Here is a 5,292-nt window from a genome sequence, read left to right as displayed (position 1 = left end):
CTTCATTCGCTGGTAGCAGATAGCCATTTGCTTGCATTGACTTGCTCCTCTTTGTAGAGGAACAACTTCGCGTAACCTATTGCTTAACAATCTCTTTCTGCCGCATGGCGGCGTACGGTGTGCGCTCCTGTTCCCAGCTTTTGACGTTGCCCCCTGAGTGCAATCTCCTCTTGAATGACCATCATGCCATCCACTCCGGCAGGGGCGGGCGGCCAGCGCCTTTCGAGCGAATTGTCCCATGGCGTCCGGCTTCAAGCAAGCGCGCTATCGGGGAATGGTTATGGGAACCGAGGGCATTCCTTGAATTTTATCAAGTGAAATCAATGATAAGTGGCGGAGCGGGAGGGATTCGAACCCTCGATACGCTTTTGACGTATACTCACTTTCCAGGCGAGCGCCTTCGACCACTCGGCCACCGCTCCGCATGTGCCTGATCGGTTCGCGCTGGCGTGAACCATGAATCAGGCGAACCTTCCAATCGCACTGGAAGGCGCGCCCTAGCCGCACCAAGGCGCTTTCGCAAGGGCATGAAGGCTGGCAGGATGCGGAAATGTTGCGCTCCTTCCTGCTCGGCTCCGCCCTTGCCCTTTCACCCGCGCTCACGGCCTTCGCCGAAACCCCGGCGCGGCCCGCAACCGCGCCTGCGCCCAGCCCGGCGGAGATCGTCGCCGCCAGCCCCGCCGCGGACTGGACCGCCATCGCCCCGGCCGACCTGCTCGTGATGGACCTCGCCGCCGATGCCGCAGGCAAGCCGCGCCGAGTGGTGATCCAGCTGCTGCCGCCGCCCTTTTCGCAGGGGTGGATCGGCAACATCCGCACGCTCGCCGCCGCGCACTGGTGGGACGGCACGAGCATCAACCGCGCGCAGGATGGCTATGTCGTGCAATGGGGCGATCCCGATGGCGAGGACAAGGCCAGGGCCAAGCCGCTGCCGCCGGGGATGAGGGTGGTGCCGCAGAGCGAGTATGAGGCTCAGCCTGACCCAAAATCTATGGAGCGTATTTTTGCACGCCTGACCGACCAACAGATTGAGATCAACCTTCAACAGGTTCACGACGCTCGCGAACCAACTCCAGTCATCGGGGGTGGCGACAACTATGCGTTGGCGACTTGGTTCATCGATGGCTGGCCTGTCGCATCCAAGCTGGAAACGATATGGCCCACCCACTGCTACGGCACCGTCGGCGTAGGGCGCGACATGCCGCCTGACACCGGTTCCGGCGCGGAGCTATACGCCGTCATCGGCCATGCCCCGCGCCAGCTCGATCGCAACATCGCGGTGATCGGCCGGGTGATCGAAGGGATGGAGCACCTCTCCACCCTGCCCCGCGGCACGGGTGACATAGGGTTTTACAGGACCGCCGCCGAGCGCACGCCGATCCGCGCCATCCGCATCGGCGCAGACGTGCCCGGCCTGCCGACTTACGAATACCTCTCCACGACAAGCGCCAGCTTCGCCCGCTATGCCGATGCGCGCGCCAACCGGCGCGATCCGTTCTACATCAGGCCGGCGGGCGGCGTTGACATCTGCAACGTGCCCGTCCCCGTCCGGCGCAGGCAGCCGTGAGCGAGCGCATCGAGGCCACCACCCCGCTCTGGCGCTGGTCGGGCGGAGAGAGCGGCGGCGACTGGTACTTCGTCTCGATCGATGGCGAAGCGGGCGATGCGCTCTCCGCCCATGCGCTGATGGAGCGGCTCGAGCTCGGCCGGCGGCGCGGCTTCGGCTCGGTCAAGGTGCGCGTCACCGTGGGTGGCAGCACCTGGACCACCTCGGCCTTCCCGATGAAGGAGCGCGGCTGGTCCATCCCCATCAAGGCCGCCGTGCGCCGGGCGGAAGGCCTCAACGAAAGTGAAGCGCTTACAATAACCATCGAACCGATCTGAAACGTCTACGCAAAAGCAGTTGAATTATCTCGATTCTTCTTGGCTCGACAAGAAACGGGCGCGTGTTATTCTTCGCCTTGCCCGGGGATGGGACCAACGACCGATTCAGATCGGAGAGAAACATGATCAAGCGTGCGCATGCCCTGGCCCTCGTGGCCGGCGCCAGCCTCCTCGCCTTGTCCGGCACGGCCAACGCTGCCGATGCGGGTGATGAAGTGACCATCGAAACGCCATCGGTTGACACGGTTGATCCGGTCGACAGCGGCATCGTCGATGAACCGAAGTATGTGGTGGATCCGGTGGTGGATGATTCCGGCATTGCGGAATCCGGCATCGGCGATTCCGGCATTGTCGATGAAACGGTGGACATCACCCGCGCGGGTGATGACGGGATCATCCAGCCCTACGAGCGCAACCTGTCCGACAACCCCGAGATCCTGTACACCATGACCGGCGGTGGTTTTGAGGACAGCGCGGCTGATCAGGCCGCCGATCAGGCGGCTGACAACGTGGTGGAACGGCTTGCCACCACGTCGGCGGCCAGCGCTCCGGCTGATCCCGAATAATCACGGCTAGATAAGGATACGGGCCGTCGGGCGCATTGGCGTCCGGCGGCCTTCCCTTGCCCATCATGCTCCATCCTCTCGTCCTGGCGCTCGCCGGGCCCGCCCCGCTCGTGGCCGCTCCCCTCGTGGCTGAAGCGCCTCCTGCCCCAGCCTCTCCTGCCCCAGCCTCTCCTGCATCCGCGCCTGCCGAAAAGCCTGCGCCGCCACCGGTGGTAGATGCCCTGCGCCAGCGCCCCACACCACCGCCCGCGCGCCCGGGCAACCGGCAGAAGCTGCTGGCCCTCACCCTCTCCGCCGGGGTGCAGTACAACAACAACATCGGCGTCGATGATGCCGACTTCCAGGTGCGCAAGGGCGATGGCTCGGCCCTGCTCGGCGCGGGCGTCACGCTCACCCCCGTCGCCACCCGGCGCACCACCCTGCGCTTCAGCTACACGTATGACGAGGCGCGCAATTTCAACCTGACCGATTTCGACCTCACCATCCACGCCGCCGGCGCCGGCTTCGCCCGCCGTTTCGGAAAGATCAACGCCGCCGTCGATTATCAGTACAGCCACGTGATCCTGGGTGATGCCGCCTATCTCGACATGCACCTCGTCTCACCCTCGCTCTCGGCCTTCGCTACGAAAAACCTGTTCCTGCGCGGCGCCTTCACCTGGCTGCGCAAGGATTTCGTCACCGCCAACCGGCTCGATGCGCGCACCGCCATGCTCGGCGTCGATGCCTACCGCTTCTTCGCCAAGCGCAAGGGCTATATCGCGCTGGGCCTGCGCGGGGATGACGAGCGCACCACCGGCCCCGAATTCGCCTTCCGCGCGCTGCAGGCCTCGGTCCGCGTGCAGGTGCCTGTCCGCCTGCTGGGCAAGGACGCCCGCGCCCGCGTGGGCTATGCCTGGCAGGTTCGGGATTACACCGCCATCACCCCCTCGATCGGCAGCGAACGGCACGAAACCCGCTCCACGCTCAACGCCGCGCTGGATTTCCCGCTTTCGGCGCACTTCACCCTGCGCCCCATCGCGCGCTACGTCGATCGCCGCTCGAACGTGGATCTGTATCGCTACAAGGAGAAGATGGCCTCGCTCGCCCTCGTCTGGAAGCTTTAGCGCGCGGCCACTCAGAATGCCGTGTTTATACAATCCGTTAACGGCCCTTGGCGGTACCCTGTCCCGGCAACAGGAGACCCCTTCATGGCCACGCTTACCGCCTATCAGGCATTCGATCTTTCCGGCTTCGATCTGTCCGTGCTCGTCACCAATGGCACCAACCAGAGCTTTGACGACAACATCAACCAGGTCATCAACGGCAAGACCTATCAGGACATCGCCGGGTTCGAATACTTCGACGCGGGCTTTCACACCGCCTATTTCGCCGGATCGAGCTTTGGCTTCACCAATGATGGCACGGTGACCAAGGGCACCGTCACCGGCGTTGCGCAGTTCACCGGCCAGATCGGCGATCTCAGCCAGCCCGAATTCCTGCTGCAGGGGATCAAGATCTCGGCCCTCACCCTCGCCTCGGTCGCCCAGACGGTGGGCACGGCCGATGACAGCGCGCTGCTGGTGCAGGTGCTGGCCGGCAACGATCGCTTCAATCTGTCGGCGTTCAACGATGTCGCCAATGGCCTGGGCGGCAGCGATCGCCTCTATGGCTTTGGCGGCACCGATATCCTTGGCGGCGGTGACGGGGACGATTTCCTCTATGGCGGCGATGGCAATGATACGCTGGTGGGCGGCGCGGGCGCCGATATCCTCAACGGCGGCGCCGGCGTTGACCTTGCGGTCTATACCGCCGCAACCGCAGGCGTCACGGTAGACCTGCGCACCACCACCGCACAGGATACCGTGGGCGCGGGGATCGATACCCTCACCGGCATAGAGAACCTCACCGGTTCCGCCCTTGCCGATACCCTGACCGGAGACCGCCGCGCCAACACGCTGAACGGTGCCGCGGGGGCTGATGTGCTCGTGGGCAACGAAGGCAACGATACCCTTGTCGGCGGCGCCGGGCGTGACACGCTCACCGGCGGCATCGGGCGTGACAACTTCGTGCTCACCAGCCGGCTGAAGGCTGATTTCGACATCATCACCGATTTCAGCCATGATCAGCGCGATCACATCGCCCTGTCAAAGGCCGTCTTCACCGGCCTTGCCGAAGCGCCCGGCACCTATATCTCCAAGGCGGAGTTCTGGGCCGCCGCCGGAGCCAACGCCGCCCACGATGCGTCGGACCGGGTGATCTACGATACCACCTCGGGCCGCCTTTACTATGACGCCGACGGCACCGGCACCGCCTTCGCCGCCGTGCAGATCGCCACGCTCGGCACCGATACGCACCCGGCGCTCTATTATTCCGACATCTTCGTCGCCTGATCCATAAGGCGGGCAGGCATTGTGCTTGCCCGCCTGTTTCTGGGATGTAGCGCGGAACTTTCGCCGTCAATTGGGCGGGATTAAGTATACTGCCCCCGGAACTCTCGCTGTCCCCGGAACTCTCCTGACGCTGCCAGTACCCTGCGCCCTCGGGCGCGGGGTACTGCTACGTCGGGCATCTAACGTCGAATTTGAGGCTCGCGGCAAGCAAGCGATTCTGATGTTTCCGTTTTCTTGGTTCGCAACGGCTGCGTGTAAGGGCGCTGTAAGTTTAGCCCTCAAGTTCTCGACGTGTAAATGATTTGGCTGATACTTGCGATCCGCGTCGTTGTGAGTCAAACTCGCCATCTTAGGAGGCGTTGACAAATTGGCGCGTCCAGAGCCGGATTGAGACGATTTGGACGAAGCCGAGATAGCTGTCGGCAGTTTTGTCGTATCGTGTTGCCAGTCTGCGAGCGTTCTTGAGTTTGTTG

The 5,292-nt window shown here is 63.8% G+C and carries 5 protein-coding genes, 1 tRNA gene and 1 pseudogene; 5 read left to right on the top strand and 2 right to left on the bottom strand.

The window, feature by feature from the left end; genetic code table 11:
* Positions 1-331: 331 nt before the first annotated feature.
* A tRNA-Ser gene (locus tag POM99_RS21955) sits at positions 332-422 on the bottom strand.
* A gap of 128 nt (positions 423-550) precedes the next feature.
* On the opposite strand from POM99_RS21955, the gene POM99_RS21950 reads away from it, so the two are divergent.
* From POM99_RS21950 to POM99_RS21930, 5 genes are all read left to right on the top strand, one after another.
* Positions 551-1,567: a peptidylprolyl isomerase gene (locus POM99_RS21950; RefSeq protein ID WP_438823050.1), complete on the top strand. Its 1,017-nt coding sequence runs from the start codon at positions 551-553 to the stop codon at positions 1,565-1,567.
* On the top strand, positions 1,564-1,884 hold the full coding sequence (locus POM99_RS21945; protein WP_277280914.1) for a DUF1905 domain-containing protein: 321 nt from the start codon (positions 1,564-1,566) through the stop codon (positions 1,882-1,884). The genes POM99_RS21950 and POM99_RS21945 overlap by 4 nt, the downstream gene beginning before the upstream one ends.
* A gap of 122 nt (positions 1,885-2,006) precedes the next feature.
* Positions 2,007-2,450, top strand: a complete 444-nt coding sequence (locus POM99_RS21940) for a hypothetical protein (protein WP_277280913.1) — start codon at positions 2,007-2,009, stop codon at positions 2,448-2,450.
* Between the two features lie 65 nt (positions 2,451-2,515).
* On the top strand, positions 2,516-3,553 hold the full coding sequence (locus POM99_RS21935) for a hypothetical protein (RefSeq protein ID WP_277280911.1): 1,038 nt from the start codon (positions 2,516-2,518) through the stop codon (positions 3,551-3,553).
* A gap of 84 nt (positions 3,554-3,637) precedes the next feature.
* The gene (locus POM99_RS21930; RefSeq protein ID WP_277280909.1) at positions 3,638-4,819 is read left to right on the top strand and encodes a calcium-binding protein; all 1,182 of its coding nucleotides are present in this window, start codon (positions 3,638-3,640) and stop codon (positions 4,817-4,819) included.
* 349 nt (positions 4,820-5,168) lie between these two features.
* Here POM99_RS21930 and POM99_RS21925 read toward each other — a convergent pair.
* A pseudogene (locus POM99_RS21925) lies at positions 5,169-5,292 on the bottom strand (IS5 family transposase); the annotation flags it as partial.

The sequence above is a fragment of the Novosphingobium cyanobacteriorum genome (assembly GCF_029436685.1).
Lineage (GTDB): Bacteria > Pseudomonadota > Alphaproteobacteria > Sphingomonadales > Sphingomonadaceae > Novosphingobium > Novosphingobium cyanobacteriorum.
This window is presented reverse-complemented; position numbering and strand designations above follow the sequence as displayed.

Excerpts from the sequence above, each read along its gene's own strand:
- POM99_RS21950 (WP_438823050.1), top strand. The coding sequence starts at position 551 with ATGTTGCGCTCCTTCCTGCTCGGCTCCGCCCTTGCCCTTTCACCCGCG.
- POM99_RS21940 (WP_277280913.1), top strand. The coding sequence starts at position 2,007 with ATGATCAAGCGTGCGCATGCCCTGGCCCTCGTGGCCGGCGCCAGCCTC.
- POM99_RS21935 (WP_277280911.1), top strand. The coding sequence starts at position 2,516 with ATGCTCCATCCTCTCGTCCTGGCGCTCGCCGGGCCCGCCCCGCTCGTG.
- POM99_RS21930 (WP_277280909.1), top strand. The coding sequence starts at position 3,638 with ATGGCCACGCTTACCGCCTATCAGGCATTCGATCTTTCCGGCTTCGAT.